This window comes from Synergistota bacterium, assembly GCA_025060595.1.
In the GTDB taxonomy this organism is placed as follows: domain Bacteria; phylum Synergistota; class GBS-1; order GBS-1; family GBS-1; genus 42-11.
In genome coordinates this window covers 178,020-199,703 of the sequence record JANXBX010000001.1, presented here as the reverse complement: position 1 = coordinate 199,703, position 21,684 = coordinate 178,020, and the positions used below count along the sequence as shown (strand labels likewise).

Annotated in this window: 23 protein-coding genes; all 23 read left to right on the top strand. The window is 39.8% G+C overall.

The window, feature by feature from the left end; all coding sequences use genetic code 11:
• Positions 1–12: 12 nt before the first annotated feature.
• The 23 genes from NZ900_01065 (at position 13) to NZ900_00955 (ending at position 21,681) form a co-directional block, all read left to right on the top strand.
• Positions 13–798 carry an NAD(+)/NADH kinase gene (locus NZ900_01065; protein MCS7232685.1) on the top strand — a complete coding sequence of 262 codons (786 nt, stop codon included), beginning with the start codon at positions 13–15 and terminating at the stop codon, positions 796–798.
• Positions 791–2,428 (top strand): DNA repair protein RecN, encoded by a 1,638-nt coding sequence (recN, locus tag NZ900_01060; GenBank protein ID MCS7232684.1) that lies wholly within the window; start codon positions 791–793, stop codon positions 2,426–2,428. The genes NZ900_01065 and recN overlap by 8 nt, the downstream gene beginning before the upstream one ends.
• Entirely contained in the window at positions 2,412–2,840 is a 429-nt protein-coding gene (locus NZ900_01055; GenBank protein MCS7232683.1) for a hypothetical protein, read from the top strand. Before recN ends, NZ900_01055 begins: the two co-directional genes overlap by 17 nt.
• A gap of 91 nt (positions 2,841–2,931) precedes the next feature.
• The gene (locus NZ900_01050; protein ID MCS7232682.1) at positions 2,932–3,213 is read left to right on the top strand and encodes a hypothetical protein; all 282 of its coding nucleotides are present in this window, start codon (positions 2,932–2,934) and stop codon (positions 3,211–3,213) included.
• A gap of 26 nt (positions 3,214–3,239) precedes the next feature.
• Positions 3,240–3,911: a 4-carboxy-4-hydroxy-2-oxoadipate aldolase/oxaloacetate decarboxylase gene (locus tag NZ900_01045; protein MCS7232681.1), complete on the top strand. Its 672-nt coding sequence runs from the start codon at positions 3,240–3,242 to the stop codon at positions 3,909–3,911.
• Positions 3,912–3,936: 25 nt separating this feature from the next.
• Positions 3,937–4,974 carry an Ldh family oxidoreductase gene (locus tag NZ900_01040; protein ID MCS7232680.1) on the top strand — a complete coding sequence of 346 codons (1,038 nt, stop codon included), beginning with the start codon at positions 3,937–3,939 and terminating at the stop codon, positions 4,972–4,974.
• Positions 4,975–4,990: 16 nt separating this feature from the next.
• Positions 4,991–6,721, top strand: a complete 1,731-nt coding sequence (locus NZ900_01035) for an aldehyde ferredoxin oxidoreductase (GenBank protein ID MCS7232679.1) — start codon at positions 4,991–4,993, stop codon at positions 6,719–6,721.
• 15 nt (positions 6,722–6,736) lie between these two features.
• Complete coding sequence (locus NZ900_01030; GenBank protein ID MCS7232678.1) at positions 6,737–7,111, top strand: cupin domain-containing protein; 375 nt, start codon at positions 6,737–6,739, stop codon at positions 7,109–7,111.
• A gap of 65 nt (positions 7,112–7,176) precedes the next feature.
• On the top strand, positions 7,177–7,674 hold the full coding sequence (locus NZ900_01025; protein ID MCS7232677.1) for a TRAP transporter small permease: 498 nt from the start codon (positions 7,177–7,179) through the stop codon (positions 7,672–7,674).
• 13 nt (positions 7,675–7,687) lie between these two features.
• A complete protein-coding gene (locus NZ900_01020) occupies positions 7,688–8,989 on the top strand; it encodes a TRAP transporter large permease (protein ID MCS7232676.1) in 1,302 nt (433 codons plus the stop codon).
• A gap of 70 nt (positions 8,990–9,059) precedes the next feature.
• Positions 9,060–10,076: a TRAP transporter substrate-binding protein gene (locus NZ900_01015; GenBank protein MCS7232675.1), complete on the top strand. Its 1,017-nt coding sequence runs from the start codon at positions 9,060–9,062 to the stop codon at positions 10,074–10,076.
• 72 nt (positions 10,077–10,148) lie between these two features.
• Positions 10,149–11,180 (top strand): galactitol-1-phosphate 5-dehydrogenase, encoded by a 1,032-nt coding sequence (locus tag NZ900_01010; GenBank protein MCS7232674.1) that lies wholly within the window; start codon positions 10,149–10,151, stop codon positions 11,178–11,180.
• A 30-nt stretch (positions 11,181–11,210) separates the two neighbouring features.
• Positions 11,211–12,173, top strand: a complete 963-nt coding sequence (gene iolN / locus NZ900_01005; GenBank protein ID MCS7232673.1) for a 3-dehydro-scyllo-inosose hydrolase — start codon at positions 11,211–11,213, stop codon at positions 12,171–12,173.
• Positions 12,174–12,248: 75 nt separating this feature from the next.
• Positions 12,249–13,292 (top strand): galactitol-1-phosphate 5-dehydrogenase, encoded by a 1,044-nt coding sequence (locus NZ900_01000; protein ID MCS7232672.1) that lies wholly within the window; start codon positions 12,249–12,251, stop codon positions 13,290–13,292.
• Positions 13,293–13,306: 14 nt separating this feature from the next.
• Positions 13,307–14,110: a sugar phosphate isomerase/epimerase gene (locus NZ900_00995; protein MCS7232671.1), complete on the top strand. Its 804-nt coding sequence runs from the start codon at positions 13,307–13,309 to the stop codon at positions 14,108–14,110.
• Positions 14,111–14,190: 80 nt separating this feature from the next.
• The gene (locus tag NZ900_00990; protein ID MCS7232670.1) at positions 14,191–15,375 is read left to right on the top strand and encodes a Gfo/Idh/MocA family oxidoreductase; all 1,185 of its coding nucleotides are present in this window, start codon (positions 14,191–14,193) and stop codon (positions 15,373–15,375) included.
• Between the two features lie 16 nt (positions 15,376–15,391).
• Positions 15,392–16,426 (top strand): Gfo/Idh/MocA family oxidoreductase, encoded by a 1,035-nt coding sequence (locus tag NZ900_00985; protein MCS7232669.1) that lies wholly within the window; start codon positions 15,392–15,394, stop codon positions 16,424–16,426.
• Between the two features lie 76 nt (positions 16,427–16,502).
• Positions 16,503–17,174: an aspartate/glutamate racemase family protein gene (locus tag NZ900_00980; GenBank protein ID MCS7232668.1), complete on the top strand. Its 672-nt coding sequence runs from the start codon at positions 16,503–16,505 to the stop codon at positions 17,172–17,174.
• Positions 17,175–17,195: 21 nt separating this feature from the next.
• The gene (locus NZ900_00975; protein ID MCS7232667.1) at positions 17,196–17,837 is read left to right on the top strand and encodes a hypothetical protein; all 642 of its coding nucleotides are present in this window, start codon (positions 17,196–17,198) and stop codon (positions 17,835–17,837) included.
• Between the two features lie 212 nt (positions 17,838–18,049).
• Positions 18,050–18,445 (top strand): cupin domain-containing protein, encoded by a 396-nt coding sequence (locus NZ900_00970; protein MCS7232666.1) that lies wholly within the window; start codon positions 18,050–18,052, stop codon positions 18,443–18,445.
• On the top strand, positions 18,438–19,286 hold the full coding sequence (gene kduI / locus NZ900_00965; GenBank protein ID MCS7232665.1) for a 5-dehydro-4-deoxy-D-glucuronate isomerase: 849 nt from the start codon (positions 18,438–18,440) through the stop codon (positions 19,284–19,286). Before NZ900_00970 ends, kduI begins: the two co-directional genes overlap by 8 nt.
• 80 nt (positions 19,287–19,366) lie before the next feature.
• Positions 19,367–20,365, top strand: a complete 999-nt coding sequence (locus NZ900_00960) for a TRAP transporter substrate-binding protein (GenBank protein MCS7232664.1) — start codon at positions 19,367–19,369, stop codon at positions 20,363–20,365.
• 38 nt (positions 20,366–20,403) lie between these two features.
• Positions 20,404–21,681, top strand: a complete 1,278-nt coding sequence (locus NZ900_00955; protein ID MCS7232663.1) for a TRAP transporter large permease — start codon at positions 20,404–20,406, stop codon at positions 21,679–21,681.
• The last annotated feature ends 3 nt before the right edge of the window (positions 21,682–21,684 follow it).

Genomic DNA, 21,684 nt, shown 5'->3' with positions numbered 1-21,684 from the left:
GCTTATGGAATATTGTCTTGGCTTAATGATAAAGGAATTAGGGTCTTTTTAACCAGAGAAGGAGGGGTTTTCCTTAAAAGGGAAGAGCTTGCCTTAGATGATTATGAGTTTGCTAAAGCGGTTAAGGTGGCGCTTATCGTGGGGGGGGATGGAACCTTTCTTAAGGCTGCAAGGCTTCTTGCTCCTTATGGTGTTTTAATGTTAGGTATAAATGTGGGTAGGCTTGGCTTTCTGGTTTCAGAAAGCGTTTCGACCCTAGAGATAGCTTTGTCTAAAGTTTTAGAGGGCAAGTTTGAAATAGATGAAAGAATGATGCTTGAGGCTAGCTTTAAGGGAGAGGTTTTCTATGCTTTGAATGAGTTTGTGATTATGAAGGGGGCATTCGCTAGGTTGATTAATCTTAGGGTTTTCATAGATGAAGAGTATTTTGCCTCTTATCCTGCTGATGGTTTAATCATATCCACTCCTACGGGTTCTACAGCCTATTCTCTTTCAGCAGGTGGTCCAATTCTTCACCCTGCTCTTCCCGGTATGGTTTTAACTCCTATATGTGCTCATACTTTTTATGCAAGGCCGATTATAATACCTTTGCAATCTTCTGTTAGAATAATTGTAGAAGCGGATCACGAAGATATAATGCTTACGCAAGATGGACAAATAGGATTCAGGGTTCTTCCAGGGGATGAGGTATTTATAAAAAAGGCGCCATTTTTTGCTAGAATGATAACCTTTAAAGGAAGGAGCTTTTTTGAGCTTTTAAGAAAGAAACTTAAGCTTGGAGTGGTACCAGGTGATTAAGGAAATTCGAATAAGGAACTTTGCTATAATTGAAGAACTCGAGATGGAGTTTCATCCTGGTCTAAATGTTTTAACGGGAGAAACAGGGGCTGGTAAATCCATAATAGTAGAAGCTTTATCTCTTCTTTTAGGTAAAAGAGTAGGGGAGGAAGTGATAAGAAGTGGAGCGGATAAGGCTGAGGTTGAAGCTGTTTTCGATGAAGAAGGAGAGGAGATAATTTTAAGAAGGGAAGTATACCCTGAAGGGAGGAGTAAAGCCTTCTATCAAGGCAGAGGCGTACCTATTGGGTTTTTGAAAGAGATAGGATCATCCTTATTCGAAATTCACAGTCAACTTGAACATGGCTGGATTTTAAAGGAGAGTAATCAGCTTAAAGCTCTTGATAGATATGGAGGGGAATCTATAAAGGGGTTGTTGGAGGAGTATGAAAGACTATATAAAGAGTATACTGCGTTAGTTGATGATTTAAGGGAGCTTGAAAAGAGTAAGGATGAACTTAAGAGAAGGAAGGAAGAATTATTTTTCTATCTCCAAGAGATAGAAAGGGCATCGCTTAAGGTGGATGAGGAGAGGGAGCTTTTAGAAAAAAGGGATAGACTGCTTAATATCGAAGAGCTTAAAGTTTCAATTAAAGAGGCTTTAAATCTATTGGAAGGCGGAAGTTGGAGCGAGGGGATTTTAGATAAGATTAGTGAACTTAAGAGGCTTCTCGAAAAAATAACAAGGTACGAAAGGGAGCTTTCGCGATTTATTGAAGAGTTTAACGCGTTTATTTTCTCTCTTAAGGAATTTTCCTCTATACTATCTAGGAAACTTGAACTTTTAGATCTTGAGGAAGAAAACATTGAGACCATAGAGGAAAGACTTTCTCTTATAAGAAGGTTGAAGAAAAAGCATGGTGTTAGAGAGATTGAGGAGTTGCTCGAGCTTGCTTCTCGATGGAGGGAAAATTTGAAAGATCTAGGGGACGTAGAGGATAAAATAGAGGTGCTTAAAAAAAGGAGGGAAGAGCTTCACAAGATCCTTTACTCTCTTGGAGACAGGATATCTGAGGAAAGAAAGAGATGTGCTAGCTTGCTTGAGGGGGAAGTTAGGAGAATCCTAGAAAAGCTTGCCATGGGTAACATAGTATTTAGGATCCACTTGGTTAAGGGGGAGTTTGGACCTGAGGGGTTAGACACGGTGAGGTTTTTAATGGCCCCTTCCCCTAAAGATGAGCTTAGAAAGATTAGTGAAATTGCTTCTGGTGGAGAGATTTCTCGATTGAGCTTTGCATTAAAGTGTGCTATCTCTAAAAACTATGGGGTTCCAACTCTTATATTCGATGAAATAGATGTGGGGATTGGAGGGGATGTAGCTAATATGCTAGGAGAGGAGATAAAAAAGCTTTCTAAGGAAAAACAAGTCATATGTATTACTCATCTTGCTTCCATAGCTTCAAAGGCAGACTATCACTATTTTGTGGATAAGATTATGGAGGAAGGTAGAGTCAAAAGTAAAGTCAAGCTTCTTAGAGGGGAAGATAGGCTAAAGGAAATAGCGCGAATGCTTTCAGGAAGAACATCTGAGGTAGCCTTAAGGCATGCTAAAGAACTTTTGGAGGAGGTAAGCCATGATAGAAATAATTAAGGGAGAGATTGATAGAAAGTTCGGTGGAATTTTGTGGGAAAAGGTGGAAAGCACTCATGAAGATTATAGTTGTAATTTACCGGAAGTGGTTGTTTTCATGGGACTAAAGGGAGGTAAGGAGTTGATAATTGCTTTTTCTAAAGGGCTACTTAAGAGGTTAGTGGCTATGGGATTAAATTGTGACGAAGCCTTAGTTAGTGAGATAGAAATTGTGAATAAGGCCAAGAGCCTTTCTCTTGAAATAACAAAACCTATATTTAAAGATCTAGTTCCATATCCAGCAATATTGAAAGGAAACTTTATGGAGCTAATGGTTCACAAAGCAGTGCTTCATGCTTACTACGGGAGTTTTGATAGAGAGCATATATTTTTGGGAGTAGTAGAACCTATTGAGAGTTCCACGAATTTATGAAATCGGACTGCTAAATTATCCCTCTAAGTAAAATCCTCGTAGGATAAGGGTTATTCTTGTGCTTCCACTATATGGAAGCATATTTTATTTATTGATAGAAACCCAATTGACATCTCTTCTAATAAGCAATTACAATATAAATGGAAAGATGGGAATGGTAAAAATAGTAGGACATGGTATTTTAAGTAGATTTACTTGTGAATTGTCTGTAAATGGTTCATTACCTTTAAGGGAAGTAGCCGAGAAAATCGGGATTAAGGAAGATCTGTTGGCAGATATAGTTTTCGTTAGAGGGTCTTTTAGGATAGGTAGTAATGATTTGGTTTATGATGGGGATGAAATTCATTTGTTTGTTGCTATGTGTGGAGGTTAACCTTAGATAGATGGGGGGTAGTGGGCTTGATTCATGTTATTAAAAGCTTTAGGCGACCAGAGAAGGAGATCATAAGTGCATTTAAATCTCTGTCCTCAGCGACCGTGTATGAAGCTGCTGGACGTAAAGGTGCGGTTTCTAATTTTATAAGACCTATATATTGGGGAATGAAGTTATGCGGTTCTGCTATAACTGTTCAATGCGCTCCTGGTGATAATCTTATGCTTCATAAGGCTTTAGAAGTTGCAGAGGAAGGAGATGTCATTGTTGCTGTAACTAGTGGTGCTTATGAATATGGTTATTGGGGAGAGCTAATGACTGTTTCGGCTATGGCGAAAGGTATTGCAGGTTTAGTAATAGATGGTTGCATTAGGGACTCTGAAGAGATAGTTAGTATGGGTTTTCCGATTTTTTGCAGAGGTTTTTCTATTAGAGGTACTTCTAAGGAAGCCTTGGGGTTGATAAATTATCCCCTTTCTATTGGTGGTGTAGTAGTTAATGCGGGTGATTTAGTTTTGGGAGATAACGATGGGGTTGTAGTGATAAAAAGAGAAGAGGCTGGGATTATTTTAGAGAAAGCATTAAAAAGAGTGGCTGATGAGAATAAAAAGAGAGAGGTTCTTAAGACAGGGGTATCAAGCGTAGAGTATAACAATCTTCGCGAGGTTTTGGAAAGACTTGGTTTAAGGGAAGAGTAAATAGGTCAAGGGGAGGCAGAGGGCTTTGAAGGTTGCTGTGGAAAAGTTAAAGCTTGTTACGGAAGATATTTTAAGAAGATTAGGAGAGAGTCATGAAAATGCTAAGAGAATAGCTGAGATATTGGTGAGAGCAGACATGAGAGGAGTTTCGACGCACGGTATATATCTTTTAAACGTAATAGCTATGCGAGTTGAGGGAGGACAACTTAAGTTGCCTACCGAAGTAGAAGTTTTATATGATGAAGAAGCTACTCTTCTTATAGATGGTAAAGATGGTATAGGTATGGTGGCTGGTTATCTAGCTTTGGAAAAGGCTATTGAGAAGGCGAAAAAATATGGTATAGGTATGGCTTTAATACGTAATACTAATAATGTGGGTTGTCTTGGTTGTTATACTGAAAGGGCAGCTGAACAGGGAATGATGGCTTTGATGGTCTCTAATGCAGCGCCTTCGATGGCTCCGTGGGGAGCTGCTGAAAAATTTTTGGGAACGAATCCCATAGCTCTTTCCATACCTGGCGATGGTATGAATTTTACTATGGACATGGCAACAAGCGTTGTAGCGCGAGGTAAGATAAGAGAGGCTCAGAGAAAGGGCGTGAAGATACCGGAGGGATGGGCCTTAGATTGTGAGGGCAAACCGACTACTGATCCTGAAAAGGCCCTTGAGGGAACATTAATGCCGATAGGTGGACCTAAGGGTTCTGCTTTAGCTATGGCCGTGGATATCGTTTGTGGATTATTGGCTGGATCCGGATATGGAAATCAGCTTAAATCTTTTCATATCCTTGAGGGGCCAACAAGAGTAGGAGCTTCATGTATAGTTATAGATGTTTCTCGTTTTATAGACGTAGCTGAGTTTAGAAGAAAGATGAAAAATTACTTTGAAACGGTTAAAAATCTTAAAAAAGCATGTGGTGTTGAAGAGATTCTTATACCTGGTGAAATAGAGTTTAGGAAAGAGGGGAAAAGCAAGAAAGAAGGCGTAGAGATAGATGAGAAGTTAGCTTCTTCTATAAACTCCCTTCTAATTAAGCTTGGTTCAAGTTTAAGATTAAACTAAGGGGGGTATAAAGTTAATGAGAAGGATAATTAGAGTTAACACAAAAACTGGTGAAATTAAGGAGTCGATCGCAACATCGGAGGAACGTAAATATGCTGGTAGATATTATATAGCTAAGGTTTTATTAGATGAGGTTCCACCAACCTGTGAGCCTTTGGGTAGATATAACAAGCTAATAATTTCTTCTGGATATTTTGCTGATACTAATTTAAGCACAAGTGGAAGAGTTTCTATTGGTGGTAAAAGTCCGCTTACTGGTGGCGTAAAGGAATGCAATTCTGGTGGTAGTGCTGGTAAAAAGCTGGCACGGATAGGTGTAAAGGCAATAATATTAGAAGATATTCCAGATAGAGAGCAGACTAGGGTCTTATATGTTAGCGCTCGTGAAGCGAGGCTTATTGATGCCCCCTATCTTAAGGGAAAAGTTGTTAGTGAGACTTTTGACCTATTAAGGAAGGAGTTTGGAGATAGAAAAGGACTTATATGTATAGGTCCTGCTGGGGAGATGAAGCTTTACGGTGCTGGTATAGCTCTCACTGATGATAGGTTAGAGCAAGTAAGGTATGCTGCAAGAGGCGGCTTGGGGGCTGTGATGGGATCGAAGGGAATAAAAGCGATAGTTGTAGATGATTCTGAAACGGTTGAACCTGATTATCATGACCCCAAATTGCTAAGCGATATTGTCAAGGAGGTTGCAAAGATTCTTAAGGAGGATCCTAAGAGCCAGAATAGGAGGAAATATGGAACCCTCGATATCTTAGAGATGGTTAATAAATTAGGGTTTCTCCCAACGAGGAACTTTAGCGTGGGGCAGTTTGAGTTTGCTGATAACTTTACAGGTCCGGCGGTGGCTGAGCTTATAAGAAGTAGAGGAGGTTGTGGTAAAAGCGGGACTCAGTGTGTACCAAGTTGTACTATAATGTGTAGTCATATTTTCCCAGACAAAGCTGGTAAAAAGATAGTGGCGACTCTTCAATATGAAAGTGTTGTTTTATTGGGACCTAACTGTGGTATAGGAGATGTGGATGCGGTAGCTGAGTTGAATCATCTATGCAATGAGGTTGGTGTTGACACAATAGAGATTGGCGCGGCTATAGGTGTAGCTATGGAAGCTGGGGTTATAAAGTTTGGAGATGCGAAGGGAGCAAAAGATTTGATAAGACAGATAGGAGAAGGAACGGTTTTAGGTAGAGTTATAGGTAATGGTGCGGCTTTCACAGGCCAGGCTTTTGGTGTAAGAAGGGTTCCGGTAGTCAAAGGGCAGGCTATGCCCGCTTATGATCCAAGAGGGTTGAAAGGAAATGGAGTATTGTATGCTACGTCTACAATGGGTGCAGATCATACAGCTGGTAATGCCTTTGAAACCGTGAGGTATCATGATCCGCTTTCTAAAGAAGGGCAGGTTCGCATATCGAGGCAGCTTCAGATAAGGGCAGCATTGATAGATTCGATGGGAGTGTGTTTGTTTATAAGACCCGCTTTTATTAAAAATCCGGATTTATTAGGTGGACTATTTAGAGCGAGGTATGGTTGGGATTTAAGTTTTAAGGATGCAAAACATATAGGGGTTGAAGTTTTAAATATTGAGAGAAAGTTTAATGAGCTTGCTGGAGTGTCGGAGAGGTTTAAGAGAATTCCAGAGTTTATGAGGGAGGAACCGTTGCCTCCGCATAACTCGGTATTCGATATTCCTCAGGAGGAATTAGAGAGTATATGGGATATTGAAATGGATCCAAATATCTTCTAATAGGGGGGTAGGGGTATGTCGAGAGTAAAAGTTATTCGCATAAGTGAGGTAGAGGGAGAATATAGAGAGCCTCCAAGAAAGTCGTGGATATTGGTTTCAGAAAAAACTGTAGGGGCTAAAAATTTAGCTGTAGGTATAAACGAGACTTATGTGGGAAGTAGGGTTCCAGAGCATAAGCATGACAATGAGGAAGAGGTTATGATTTTTTTACAGGGTAGAGGAAAGTTTATAACCAAGGATGAGGAGATACCTTTAGAACCGGGAGTGTGTATTTATAATCCTCCAGGAGAGTATCACTCTATCGTTAACACGGGAGACGAGCCCCTCAAGTTTATATGGATATATTCTCCTCAGCTTAAGAGTCACAGAAAAGAGGAGGGAAAAACATAAAGACATTTAAAGGCGGTAGTTAGAGTTTTCGCTACCGCCTTTTATTTTTAAAGGAGGGATAGAGGGTGGCTGTTGTAAGATGGATAGATCAGCATTTAGAGGAGCTAATTTTAAGCATCTTTCTCGTTTTGATTGCTTGTGTGATGATGCTTCAAGTTTTTATGCGTTATGTGGTTGGATCGTCGCTCTCCTGGGCTGAAGAGGTTTGCCGGTATCTATTTGTATGGTCTTCTCTTTTAAGTATAGGTTATAGCATAAGGAAAAAAACGATATTAAGGGTTGATTCTTTGGTTGAAGTATTACCTTTAAATATTAAGAGATTTTTAAAGATAGGTGTGGAGTTTTTCGTTTTGATTTTCTTTGTTTATCTATTTGTGAACTCCATCCCTGTAGTTAAGATGATAAAGGATAGTGGGCAAACAAGCCCTGCTATGGAGATTCCTATGTATTTGGTTTATTTTTCAGCTAATGTGGGATTCTTTCTTGCAACTGTTAGGTCTATTCAAAGCATAATAGAAATGTTTAGGAAGCAAGGTTTGAGTACCTTAAAGGCAGAAAAGTGAAGGAGGAAATAACATGGGAACTATAGCTTTTATCGTAATGCTTGTTTGTTTGCTATTGGGCGTTCCTTTATTGGTTTCGCTCGGTTTGGCTACGATAATTCCTGGTTTATTAAATCCTCGTTTCGTTGCTGGGAATATAAACTTTGTGATTAGAAATATGGTAAATGCTCTTGATAATACCCCTATACTTGCTATCCCGCTTTTCATACTAGCTGGAGATATAATGACGAGAGGTAAGATATCTGAAAAGCTCTTCGACTTCTTTGTGTTCTTCTTAGGGAAGGTTAGAGCTGGGATGCTTATGGCTACTATAGCTACAGCTATGTTTTATGGGGCTATTTCGGGATCAGGTGTGGCTACAACTGCAGCCGTGGGGAGTATGGCTATACCTTTTTTAATTTCCCTAGGGTATGATAAGACCTTTGTTGCTGGAATGATAGCGACTGCTGGTGGTTTAGGCGTAATAATTCCTCCGAGCATTCCCTTTGTGACATATGGTGTTGTAACCGGAACATCTATAGGGGATTTGTTTATAGCAGGTATTTTCCCTGGGATAACGATAGGTTTATGCTTGATGGCCTATGCTTATATATATGCTGTGACTAAAGGTGAGGATAGGGTAAGAATCCAAACTAAATATAACGAGTTAAGATCTAGAGGTTTCTTTAGAGTTTTTAGAGAGAGTTTTTGGGCTCTCTTAAGTCCAGTGATTGTCTTAGGAGGGATATATACAGGTGTTGTTACTCCTACGGAAGCGGCTGTTATTTCGGTCTTTTACTCCTTTTTAGCTTGTCTTTTTATATACAAGACTTTAAGCCTTAAGGATCTTCCAAGAATACTGATTAACTCTGTTAGGGCTTACACTCCAATAGTTATGCTTCTATCCTTAGCTATAGTTTTTGGACGTGTTTTAGCGCTACTTCAAGTTCCACAGGTCGTTAGGGATTTTATAGTGACTAACTTCGGTGGCAATGCAGCTCTTTTCTTATTGGGTTTAAATGTTCTTTTCCTTATCATAGGTATGTTTATGGATATAGGACCAGTTATAGCCATATTAGCACCGATGCTTTTGCCAGCAGCTGTAGCTTTAGGTATAGATCCCGTGCATTTGGGAATAGTAATGTCTATAAATTTAGCTGTAGGTATGGCAACACCACCTTTTGGTGTTAATCTCTTCGTTGCCTGTCCGCTTGTAGAGAGACCTGTTATGGATGTCGGAAAGCAGGCTATACCATTTATCTTGGCTTTTATAGTTGCGCTCTTTCTAGTGACTTATATACCAGATATTAGCTTGATTTTAGTTAGAAGGGGGTGATGAGATAAGGTTTTAACTTAGCGGTCTTTTTCTGAGATTTAAAAATCTCTCTTAGAGGAGGGGAGCAGTGATGAAAAAGCTTCTAGCGGGTGTAGTGGTGGTTAGTTTAGTGATAGGGCTTATGGGCTTGGTAGTGGGCGATGTTCCAGCGTATGCCCAACAGTACACTTTGCAGTTAGCAGGGGCCTATCCTAGCGCTCAAGATACTCCAAGGGTATTAGCTGCTAAGCTTTTTAAGGAGTTACTTGAGAAGAAATCTAATGGAAAAATAAAGGTTGAGCTATATCTTGACTCTAAGCTTGGAGGAGATAGAGAAACCGTTGAAAGTTGTCAGGCTGGAAATATAGCTATGGTTTCTTTAACTACCGCTCCCATGGTTGGTTTTGTTCCTAAGCTTGCTGTGTTTGATATAGCTATGCTTTTTGATGATTTGGATGTTGCAAAAAAGGCATTAGATCCGTTTAAAGGTAAGCTTATTCCAGATTACGAAAAGGCTGGCTTTAAGCTTCTTATGTTTACACCTATTTACTTCCGCGAGCTCACTACGAAGAAACCGGTAAAGAGTATAGATGATCTTAAGGGTTTGAAGATAAGGACTATGGAAAACAAATATCATTTAGCTTTCTGGAGAGCTTTGGGAGCTAATCCTACGCCTCTTAGCTTTGCTGAACTTTACGTAGCCTTGCAGCAGGGTATAGTAGATGCTCAGGAGAACCCATACGAGATAATTTGGTCTGCTAAGTTCTACGAGGTTCAGAAATATGTGGTTAATACACATCATATATGTTTTGTGTTTACCTACATAATGAACAAGAAGCTATATGATGGTATGCCTGCTGACTATCAGAAGACAGTAACTGATGTAACTAACGAGGTTAGCGAATATCTGTTTAAGGAATCTAAAACTCAAACTAGCGCTATGTTGGTTGAGCTTCAGAAGAAAGGTATGGAAATTATAGAGGTTACACCGGAAATGAGGCAGAGAATGAAAGAAGCAGCAAAGGGCGTTGCTGATATGGTAAGAAGTGCTGTAGGTAGTGAAATCGTCGATGATCTCTTACTTGCTATAACTCAGGTAAAGAAATAAGAGTTCGATCAGGTTGGCTCCCCCCACCACCTGGTGGGGGAGCCAACAAAATAAATAAAGGGGGGCAGAAATATGAAAGCTTTAGTTTTTTACGGTGCAGGGGATATAAGGTATGTAGATGTGGAAACCCCTGAACCTAAGCAAGGAGAGGTTCTAATTAAGGTAAAAGCTGTTTCCATATGTGGTTCAGACTTAAACGGTTATAGAGGGAAATCTCCCTTTAGAGTACCCCCTCTTATTATGGGACATGAGTTCTCAGGTGAGATAGCTAAGTTAGGCGAAGGGGTAAAGGGAATCAATGTTGGGGATCGTGTAATAGTTGAGACCAATTTGTATTGTGGTGATTGTCCTAACTGTAAAGCTGGATTTATTAACATTTGTGAAAACCGTAGGATAATAGGTACTACGATGAAGGCGGGTTCTTACAATGGGGCTATGGCGGAATATGTAGTTGCTCCAGCTAATAAGGTTATAAAGCTACCCGATAACGTTTCCTTCAATGCAGCTGCTTTGATAGAGCCTTTAGCTAATGTTCTTCGTGCTGTAAAGCATGTAGGTAGCTTAGAGGGTAAGGAGGTAGCGGTTTATGGTGCTGGACCTATAGGTCTTTTGACAGTCATGTCTGCGAAGTACTATGGAGCTAAGAGGGTATTTGCGATGGAGGTATTAGATAATAGACTCCAGATGGCTAAAGAGTGTGGGGCAGATGTGATTATAAATCCAAATAGGGAGAAGGCATCTGAGGTTGTGAGAAAGATGACTAATGATGCAGGAGCTGATGTGGTTTTTGATGCTGTTGGTTTTGCTGAAACTGTTAAGGATAGCGCTCAGATGGTTCGTAATGGAGGGACTGTCATATGGATAGGTCTTGGTGCAACTACAGTAGATATCGATTACAAGATGGCTGTTGCAAGGGAACTGTGTTTCAAAGGGACCTATATGTATATAACAGAGATGATTGAAGGCCTTGAGATACTTAAAAGCGGCAAGATGGATGTAGAGAAGATTATTACAGGTGTGTATCCATTAAGTGAGGGTCCGAGGATCTTTGAGGAGTTAGCATCAGGAAAGTCTAAGGATATAAAGGTTATTCTATATCCTTAAAAAGATCCTTGAAAGTAAGGAGGGTAGATGATGGGAGAGTGGAAATTTCCAAACGAAGGTTGTATTGAAAAACCTAATAAGATGTACTATCACACGATGACTAGGAGAGATGTTGAAGAGAGGCTAAAGGTTAATGATATTCTTTTAGTTCCCGTGGGTTCAACAGAGAATCATGGGAGCGCAGGTCCAATGGGTGAAGATACCTTTATTGTGACGAGGATAGCTGAAATGGTTGCGGCTAAGGCTGGCTGTACTATAGCTTCTCCGATATGGTATGGTTCGCATCCATTCCATCACATTGGTCAACCGGGTACAGTTCCTCTTCCTGATGATGTTTTCGCTGCTATGATAAGAGCTATAATAACGGGTTACTGGAATACCGGATTTAGAAAACAGATATTCATAAGTATGCATGGGCAGGAATATATTATTCCTTCAGCTATTCAGGAATGGGCTAAAAAGTATCAAGTTCCAGCTTTAATACTCTTCGTGGATCTGCCGCGCGTTATGGGACAGACTCTTATGGATAAGGAGCACGGTGGTCCATTTGAGACGCCATTTCAGCATGCGGATGAGGCTGAAACATCTATTTCTTTAGCTCTTTTCCCGGAGTTCTGTGATATGGAGCATGCGGAGGATACAACTATAAAGGGTTATCTGCCTCCTGGTCATGTGGATAGGGGTGGAGATATATACGGTTATCCGATACCTGGACACTGTCAAGTAGGTAATGTAGGTATTGAATGTATCACCGCTCCTGAGGGAGTACTTGGTAAAGCTACTAAGGCGAAGGCAGAAAAGGCAAGAGCCTGTATAGAAAGAGCTTGCGATTATCTACTTAAGCTTCACAATGATATCTTATCTATATTCCCACCTGGGAAGTTGCCGGATGCTAAACTGATCACTCAGAGAGATCCTGAGCTCATAGAAGCTGTGCTTAAAGGTCCTACAAAAGGTGGTAAGCATATTTATGTAATTGCATGGCCACCATAATGTGCTTGTTCAAGGGCGTGACAATTTTAGTAAACGTCACGCCCTTAAGTATAAACTTTGGGGAGGGGAGCTTGTATGGATTACATGAGAGCGGTTGTCTTTCATGGACCTGGCGATATGCGTTATGAGATGGTTCCCAAGCCTATTCCTAAGGAGGGTGAGGTTTGTATAAAGGTTAAGTTTGCTGGAATATGTGGTTCTGATGTAGAAGAGTACAAGATAGGCTCTGATAGAGCTATACCACCTATTATATTTGGGCATGAGTTTTCAGGAGAGATTGTTGAAGTAGGCCCAGGTGTCTCAAAAGATAGGGTTGGTCAAAGAGTTAGCGTTAACCCTATGCTTTATTGTGGTAAGTGTTATTACTGTCAAAGAGGTTGGATAAACTTATGCCCTTATAGAAGAAGCGTTGGAAGAACGTTAGGTGTTGAGAAGAAGCGGTGTGACGGTGCTTTTGCTGAGTATGTTTGTGTTCCTGAATTTGCTCTTGTCCCTTTGCACGAGGAAGTTAGTTTTGAGGAAGGTGCCTTGTTAGAACCATTATCTGTATGTCTTTCTGCAGCTAAGGAAGGAAATTTCGAAAAGGGCGAGAATGTAGCAGTTATCGGAGCCGGACCTATAGGTTTAATGATATTGGAATTTTTAAAAGTTTTAGGATCAGGTAAGATTGTAGTAACTGATGTGGTTGATTTTAAGCTTGAAGTTGCTAAAAAGCTTGGGGCGGATTATGTTTTAAATGTTAAAGATGAACCAGTAGAGAGTTTATTAGGTTTGGTTGATAAAGTTGGTTTTGATAGGGTTATAGTTGCTGCTGGTGTACCATCAGCTCTTAAAGACTCGTTTAAGCTTGTCAGAAATGGTGGTGATATCGTATTAGTTGGCATAATAAGGAAGAATGTTGAGGTAAACCCTGTTGAGATAGTTGGAAGAAAGCTGACCATCTATGGTAGCTATATGTTCACTAATGAAATGTATGAGGTAATGAACTATATAGCTCAGAGGAAGCTTGATGTTAAAAGTATGATTACCTCAGTTTGTTCTTTGGAAGAAGTACCTGAAGCCTTTAGGAAGCTATCAGCTGATGGTGAGGAAATTAAAGTATTGGTTAAGATAAATTAGGGGGTGAAAAGGTTATGAAAATGAAGCTCTCTTGCTTTGGCAAAATAAAAGATCTTGAAGCTATAGAGAAAGCGGGCTATGATTGTGCAGAGCTTCAGGTAAGAGAAATTGTAGAGCTTAGTGAGGATGAGTTTAAAGCAGCGCTTAAGAAAATTAAAAGCCTTGACATAACCTGTGAAGTTTTTGATAATCCTATTCCTCTTGATGTTCGTATAGCTTCTCCAGATTTTGATTTAAAGTATTGGACTGAATATCTAAAGATAGGAGCTTATAGAACAGCGGAGCTTGGTGCGCGCTATTATGTGTTTGGTAATGGTAGGTCAAGGAGCCTTCCTACTGAAGGGGATATTCAGTCTGCCTATAATAAACTTATGGATTTCTTGAATATCCTTTGTGATGTTACTGCTGAATATAATATAACCGTTTTACTTGAGCCTTTAGCACCAAGTCTTTCTAATTTCATTAACTCCATTCCTGAAGCTGTGGATTTCATAGAAAAGTTCGGAAAATATAACTTAAAGACCATGTGTGATCTTAGGTGGCTTGTAGCTGTTGGAAGAAGCGTGGAAGACATAGCTAAATATGAGAAATATGTGAAGCATATTCATATAGATAACCCATTAACGGAGTTTCCCAAGAGATTAATGCCAAGCTTAAGCGATAGCTATAATTATGCTGCGCTAATAGATGTCCTTAAGAGGATATGTTACAAGGAGATTATAGCTATTGAGGCTAACACTTTTGATAATTATGAAGAGGATATTAAAAAGGGTATAGAGTTCTTTAAGCAGTTTGGCATATATCCTTATAGGAGTTGAGTTTCGATTAGAAAGAGGGCCGTTGGCATGAAGCAATGCCAACGGCCCTTTATTTATCATGAAATAGGAGGTGTTTAAAGTTGGAAAGGACGGCAAAACCTTTAACGGTTGGGATAGTAGGGAGCGGTTACGCTTCCTATCTTCATCTAAATGGTTATAAAAAAATAAGCGGTATCCCTGTAAGGATTAAAGCAGTAGCGGATATAGTTGAGGAGAAAGCTAAGAAGATGGCAGAGATTTATGGGATCGAAAAGGCGTTTACTGATTATAGAAACATCCTTGATGATAAGGAGATAGATGTCGTAGATATATGTACTCCTCCTTTCTTGCATTCTGTGATGGTAATGGAATCTTTTGAGGCTGGTAAACACGTTATCTGTGAGAAACCGCTAACTGGGTATTTTGGTCGTGAAGGGGATTTAGAGCCGATAGGTAAAAATGTTTCGAAGAAGGTTATGTATGAGTATGTTTTAGAGGAAATTGAAAGGCTCAAAAGGATTGTTAAGAATAGCGACAGATTATTTATGTATGCTGAAAACTATGTCTATGCTCCGACAATCCAGAAAGCAGCCGAAATAATTAGAAAGAGGAAAAGCAAAATTTTATTCATGAAAGGTGAGGAGAGTTTAGCTGGTTCGAGCTCTCCCCTCGCAGGATATTGGAATAAAACAGGGGGAGGAAGCTTAATAAGAATAGGTTGTCATCCTCTTTCTGGGCTTCTTTGGCTTAAGAAATGTGAATCGGAATCGCGAGGAGAAAATATAATTGTTAAAAAGGTAAGTTGTGATGTGGGAGTGGCTACTAACGCTATAAGGGAGGGGGAAAGAAGCTATATAAGGGCTAAACCTTGGGATGTGGAGGATGTGGCTACTTTAACGCTTACCTTTTCCGATGGAACGAAAGCATTGGTTATAGCAGTTGACACGGTTTTAGGTGGCACTAATAACTATGTTGAGGTTTATACAAGCGATTCTAGTCTAATTTGCAGATTGACCCCTCCTGGGTGCATGGATGCTTACTTTTTAGATGAAATGGGACTTGAAGATGTTGCTATAGCCGAGATGCTGCCTACCTATATAGGTTGGCAGCATGTGTTTGTATGTGATGAGATATTAAGGGGCTATGTAGGGGAGCTTCAAGACTTTGTTGAATGCGTATGGTATGATAGAAAGCCTCTTTCTGATTTTGATCTCGCCTATGAGACTATAAGGATAATATATGCTGCGTATTGGTCAGCGGAAGAGGGTAAAGCTATAGAGTTTTGAAGGGAAGGTGGTATGTATGAAGGTTTATAATGTGGGTATAGTAGGATTTGGATTCATGGGAAAGGCCCATACGTATGCATATAGAGCGATACCGTTTTTTTATGGTGGTCTTCCCATAGATATTAAATTTAAAGCAGTATGTACTTTACCGGAAGAAGCAGCCCAAAAAGCAGCTAAGGACTTTGGTTTTGAGACTTGGACCACTGATATAAAAGAATTTTTTGAAAATGATCTGGATATAGTTCACGTGTGCAGTCCTAATGATACGCATAAAGAGGTTGTAATAGAGGCTTTAAAAAGGAATACTCATATCTATTGTGAGAAACCTCTTACAGCCAATTATGAGGATGCCTTAGAGATTTCAAAAGCTTTGCAAGGTAAAAGTGTGATACATAGAATTGGTTTTCATTCTCGATTTTATCCTTGTGCCATAAGGGCAAAGGAGATAATTGATAGTGGGAGGATAGGTAAACCTATAGGTTTTCATATAAGGTATTACACTATGAGTCGATTAGAAGGAACCGCAAGTCCTAACGCGCTTGCAACAGGGGCGATAATAGATTTGGGATGTCACCTTACTGATATGGCACGCTATCTTATGGGGGATTTTGATAGTCTTCTTGCAGATGTTAAATACTTAAGTGAAAATGCGCAGGAGGGTACAGAAGATGCCTTTTTCGCTATAGTTAAAATGAAAAATGGCGCTGAAGGAGTTATTGAAGCAAGTAAGATAGCCTATGGTGCTAATAATGAATATATTGTAGAAGTTTATTGCGAAAAAGGGGCACTTAAGTTCGACATTGAGAATCCTGATTGGCTTTGGTTTTATGATGCAAATGACAAATCTGGTCCTTATGGAGGAAATAGGGGATATAAGAAAATAGAGTGTTTTAATAGATATCCCGAAAGGTGTTTTCCTTCTCCAAGACACTCACCTGGTTGGCTTGGAGGGCACCTTCATAGTATTTATAGCTTCCTTAAAGCTATTAAGGAGGGTAAACCTGCAGCTCCATCCTTAGAAGATGGGATTTATATTCAAAATATTAGATAAATTATTTAAATCGGCTAAAGAAAAAAGGTGGTTAAATGTATAATATATTGATTTTTTAAAGAGGGGAGGCGGTATTATGCCTTCAAAATTGGTAGGTTTTATTCATACTACGCCGGTGACCATTGGAATGGTGGAGAAGTTTATGAAAAGGTTTTTGCCAGATGTGGAGTATATTCATATTTATAATGGGCTGATAAAAAAAGATAATTTTTCCTCTCCTATCGGGGTAACTCCTAAGATAAATCTTTTGCGTTATGCAAATTATGCTTATGAATTGGAAAAATCAGGTTGTAGTTTAGTAGTATCTTGCTGTAGCTTAATGCCTAGGGCAACGGAGTATGCAAGTAAGGTAGTGAATATACCAGTGATACAGTTGGATTCTATATTGCATCAGAAAGCTATTGAAAGTTACAGTAAAATTGGTGTTGAAGTTACAACTGAATATGTCATTCCATATGTGAGGGAGAGTCTGGAATCAAAAGCTTTAGCCATGGGGAAAAAAATCGAAATTATTTTCTCGGAGAATACTTCGGCATTAGAGTTGTTTAATAAGGGTGAATTTGAAAGATATGAAATGGTAGTGATTGAGGATATGAAAAGGTTGGAAAAGAAAGGAGTAGATTGCATTTTAATGGGGCAGATACCCTTTGCAGTTATGGAAGATAGAATAAAAGAAGCATCTTTTAAAGTTCCTGTGCTTTTTGCTGGAGAGGTAGCTTTCAAATACATTGCAGAGCTTTTAAAATAGCTTTTTAAAGGGGGGGTGAAAATGAGTGTCATATCATTGGATTTTGCGGAGCCCTTTTTCCCTGTTAAATATATAGTTGATGAAAGGGAATATTTTATTATAGGGAAATGTATTGTGTTAAACGTATCTACAGAGCCTTTATTTATAAATAATAGACCGCTTATGTTTTTTCAATCGGTAGTGGTGGTAAATACATCTATAGTTAATGTTAAACGTTGTCTTGTGGTTGAAAAATTTGCAGATTATCCTGATGAGGAAGCGTTATTTGAGGAAGTTAAAAAGAAATGGCCTCTTGCTTATAGTGTGACTGGTGAGGAAAGGCATAAAGGGGTTGCACTCTGGCGCTCTCCTAAGGTAAAGGTAGGTGAGGATTTAGCGGTAAATATGTGTTTTGCTGGCTCGATTCCACTAAACGTAGGGCTTCACAAGACGCATTGGGGAGGACCTCCTATAATGGAAGTTCATACACAAATTGTCGGAATTGGGAAGATGCAGCAATACTATGATCGAGATTTAAATACCTTATATCGTGAGGAATATATGGCTCCAGGTTGTAGTCATATACCAATGTATGATGAAAATTGTGAGTATCCTTGGCACCAATACGAAACCGTAACAAAGGGTATATTTATGGCTACAGAGATACTTTTCAAGAAGTCATAAAACTGGAAAGCAAGGTTGTTGATAAGTATAATTGCGTTTTCTCCTGTTTAGTGGCTCGGTAGCCCTTCGTTTCAGGGCTACCGAGTTTTTATTTTCATCCTTGACAGATAGTCAATATTTATTATACAATGTATAATGTAACACATAGTTTCATTTTTTGAAACAAGTAAGACCTTATTAGAGATTCTGAATATCTTTAGGAGGTGTATCTTATGGGGAAATTTAGAATGAAAGACAAGCGTTACGTATACCGGATATCAGAGCTACCTATAAGTTGGTTAACGGAAGCTTCTAAAACGCGCTTCATATTAGGCGAAAACATATTGATAAGCTTTATTGAAAACCCACCGGGTACAGAGTTCCCGCTTCATAGGCATGAGGCGGAGCAGATTTTGATTATTTTAGAGGGTTCGGAGGAGCATGTTATTGATGGACAAACATACCATGTGGAGGCAGGGGATGTGGTAGTTCATCCGCCCAATGTAGAACATGGTGGTTATACAAAAACTGGTTTTAAGGGAATAGATATATTTTGTCCGCCCCGTGATAGCCATGTGGAGTTGATGCGTAAGCAAGGTCTTGTTGTGGAGGAGGAGAAAAATGAGTAGTCAGATTGATTTAGAGATACGTTATAACATACATCCGGACCATGCTAAAGTATTAGACACTCAGGCTTTAAGGAGAGAATTTCTTATACAGGATTTGTTTGTCCCTGAGAAGGTAAAATTGATTTATTCTCATATAGATAGGATTATTGTTGGAGGAGCTGTTCCATTAAGTGAAGTAAAGCTTGAGATGAATAGGAAGACTCTGGGAGCGGACTATTTATTGGAAAGACGAGAGTTAGGAGTTATAAACTTAGGCGGTCCAGGTGAGGTTTTGGTTGACGGAGTCTCATACACATTAAATAGGTTGGACGCGCTTTATGTTGGGAAAGGGAATAAGGATGTTCGTTTAAGAAGCTTAAACCCAAGTGATCCTGCGAAGTTTTATTTTTTAAGTGGAACAGCTCACACAAGTTTTCCTACTCGTAGGGTGACAAAAGAAGAGGCTCGAAAGGTATCCTTAGGAGCTTTAGAAACTAGTAATAAGAGGACTATCTATCAGATGCTTCACCCGGAGATTCTTCCCACGTGTAACTTAGTAATGGGAGTAACTTGCTTAGAAGTTGGCTCTGTTTGGAATACTATGCCTCCTCATACCCATGAAAGACGTATGGAAGTTTATCTTTATTTTGATCTTCCTCAGAATGCAATAGTTTTTCACTTCATAGGTCTTCCCAAAGAAACGAGACACATAGTGGTAAGAAATGAAGAGGCAGTGATAGCTCCGAGTTGGTCTATTCATTGCGGTGTTGGAACATGCAACTACTCTTTTGTGTGGGGAATGGTTGGGGAAAATCAGGCTTTCGATGATATGGATGCGGTATCCTTAGATAGTTTGTTTTGATATAGATTGGGACCCAAAATCCTTTGAGGTTCACGTTTATATAAGGCCTCATAAGAGGCTTCTAGAGAGGGGGGGTAAAGATGAAGAGGAGTGTAGGTTTAGTGGTTATGTTGTGTTTGGCCATAGTATTAGCTTACATACCTGGATTTACAGTTGCCGAAGCGAAAACCATAACCATGAAGTTTGGTCACTATGCTGCACCAGGGCATCCTGGCGATCGCGCTGCTAATATGTTTGCGGAGAATGTCCAGAAGCGCACTAACGGTGGAATAGTTATAGCAGTTTATCCGAATAATCAACTTGGGGATCCACCTCAACTTTTGGAGCAAAACATCGCTGGTGTTATAGAAATGAGCTTACCTACTCAAGGCGCATTAGATAAGTATTCCAAGAAGTTTGCTGTTGTTATGTTGCCTTTCGTTTATAGGGATTATAGTCATGCTCACAAGGTTCTTGATGGTCCCTTCAAGGAGTGGACTTCTGGTGAACTTGAGAAGCAAGGTCTAATATTCCTTTCTAATTGGGAGTGGGGTTTCAGAAACTTGACAAACAATGTCCGCCCCATTAATTCACCTGATGATGTGAAAGGTCTTAAGATTCGTACTCCGCCGGAGATCCAGCTTCAAGCTGCAATGGAAGCCTTAGGAGCTGTAGTTACGAAGATATCTTTTGCTGAGCTTTATATGGCATTAAAGCAGGGTGTTGTTGATGGTCAGGAAAACCCGATAGCTGTTATCTATGCTAATAAGATTTACGAGGTTCAGAAGTATTTGGCCTTAACACGTCACTGCTATAACTCTATGGTTCATGTGATGAGTAAGAAAGCCTGGGATAAACTTACACCTGAACAGCAAAAAATTATAGCTGAGGAGAGTAAGAAGGCAGGAGATTATATGAGGCAAACCCTTGTTAATGAGGAAGCAGGGCTTATTGAAAAGCTGAAGGGATTGGGTATGGTAATTACAACGCCAGATCTCGCTCCTTTTAAGGCCAAGATGGGACCGGCTTATGAAAGAATAGCTCAGTATGCAGGAAAAGAAAATGTAGAGACATTCCTTAAGATGGTAGAGAAATTGTAACAGTAACTGGTTTTTAAGGGATTGGGGATGCTGGGATGATGGCATTTGCCATATTTGCGGTATTAGTTGGCTTGATGTTTTTAGGGGTTCCTGTAGCTGTGTCTATGGGTATAACCGCGGTTGGGTTTTTCGTTTATCTTGGAGAAACTCATGTCCTTACTATGATAGCTCAGCGTATGTATGCTGCAACTACAGGTTTCACTCTTTTGGCGATACCCTTTTTCATATTAGCTGGAAACTTAATGAATACAGGGGGTATGACAACGAGAATATTTAGGTTTGCTAACGCTTTGGTTGGTCATGTTAAAGGTGGTCTCGGGCATGTTAACGTTTTGGCAAGTCTGATTTTTTCTGGGATGTCTGGGTCTGCAGTGGCTGATGCTGCGGGCTTAGGGTTGGTTGAGATAAAGGCAATGGATGAGGCTGGTTACGACAGACCCTTTTCAGCTGCTGTAACTGCTGCCTCATCCACGATAGGTCCGGTTGTTCCTCCCAGCATCCCCTTTGTAATTTATGGAAGCCTTACTAATACATCTGTGGGGAAACTTTTCTTGGCTGGTTTCATTCCTGGTTTTATGATGGCTATTGCTATGATGATTGCGGTATACATAACGGCAAAAATTAGGAACTATCCCAAGGGTGAACGCGCTTCTCCAAGAGAAATATGGGAGAGCTTTAAAGGGGCATCACTTGCCCTTATTATGCCTGTAATTATCATTGGAGGAATTTTATCAGGGCTTTTTACACCTACTGAAGCTGCGATGGTGGCTTGCGTTTATGCTTTGTTTTTAGGTATTGTTGTATACAAAGAAATTTCGATAAAAGATATACCAAGGATATTGTGGGAAACGACGGTTCACTCTGTTCGTGTCATGTTTATAATTGCAACGGCTGGATTTTTTGGTTGGTTAATGATTCATCAACGGATACCTGATGCTGTTATAAATGCCTTGACATCTATGGTTTCAACACCTACTGGTCTGTTGCTGGTGATAATTGCTGTACTGCTTGTTTTAGGTTGTTTTCTTGAAGGTATAGCTGTCTTAGTAATAACTATTCCTATATTTATGCCTCTTATAGCCAGATATAATATAGATTTTGTTCACTTTGGAGTAATCATGATATTGTGTTCCATGATTGGTCTAGTTACTCCTCCTGTAGGGATGAGTCTTTATGCGGTAGCGAGTATAAGTGGTGTTGATATTTGGACTCTGAGTAAGGAGCTCCTGCCTTATATTATCGGTATTTTCATAGTAACTTTGATCATGGCTCTATGGCCAGGGTTAGCTCTATTTCTTCCTAACCTAGTTGGTTGAGGG